General features: G+C 56.8%; 1 protein-coding gene. It reads right to left on the bottom strand.

What is annotated here, in order from left to right; translation table 11 throughout:
- Positions 1 to 185: 185 nt before the first annotated feature.
- On the bottom strand, positions 186 to 983 hold a 798-nt coding region (locus NGM62_RS21905), incomplete at its 5' end, for a T9SS type B sorting domain-containing protein (protein WP_262250432.1).

The following is a 983-nucleotide window of genomic DNA, read 5'->3' as shown; positions in this document are numbered from 1 at the left end:
TGTGTGAGGGGTTGCTGTGCGGGTAACTCAAGGCTCACAAATAACCCTGCCAATATGATGAATAAACTCCGTTTCATGGTCTGTTGTCTAATGTCTAGCGTCTGTTGTCTCCTGTCTGTTGTCTCTTGTCTGTTGTCTCTTGTCTATTGTCTCTTGTCTATTGTCTAGCGTCTGTTGCCTAACAATCAATACCTCAACACAAAATACCCTTTCTTGTGCTTCCATGTATCGCCGTCCCTCACCTCCACGATGTAGAAATACGTGCCGGCTGGCAGCAGTAGCTGCCCCGTACTCATGCCGCGGAAGGCCACCCGGTTGTTGTCGTAGCCACTGGCTTCCCACAACAGCGTACCATTCCGGTTGAAGAGGGTCACCCGGTTGTCGGGATAGTCCCGGATTCCTTCGATGATCAGGTAATCGTTGATCCCGTCCCCGTTTGGCGATACTGCCGGATGCACGCGTACCGGCAGGTCAGACGTGGGGTCCATCACCCGGATGGTCAGTGTCACCGGCTCGGCCGCTTCGTGATTAGCGTCGCCATCCTGTGTGGCCGTAATGGTTACCCTGCCCAGTCGCAGGATGCTCAGCGTGGTACCTTCCAATGTAGCCACCTCATTATTGTCGGCATTGAGTACTACCGGCAATCCGCTCGTGCTAAAGGCGGTCAATTCAATGTTGCCCGCGTCACGGTTCACTTCGGCCGGGCCATCCAGCGTAATCGTCTGGCGGGCTTTGCGGACGGTCAGCGACCGGCTCACCTCCGGCCGGCTGCTGTAGTTCGCGTTCTCCGGCACCGTTGCCGTGATGGTCGTTTCGCCGGCACCGATAATGGCAATCTCGCCATCGGCCGTCACTTCCGCCACATCGGGGTTGCTGCTCGTATAGCTGACGGTCTCCCCGGTACTGGCTTCCGCACCGACGTCAAAGTCTGCGTCGCCGTATGTTTTCTCCGGCAGTGCCGGGAAGTCCAGTGTACGCGTAGC

This window comes from Parapedobacter soli, assembly GCF_025460835.1.
Taxonomy (GTDB): domain Bacteria; phylum Bacteroidota; class Bacteroidia; order Sphingobacteriales; family Sphingobacteriaceae; genus Parapedobacter; species Parapedobacter soli.
Note: the sequence above shows the minus strand (reverse complement) of the source record. Positions and strands in the feature narration are given on the sequence as shown.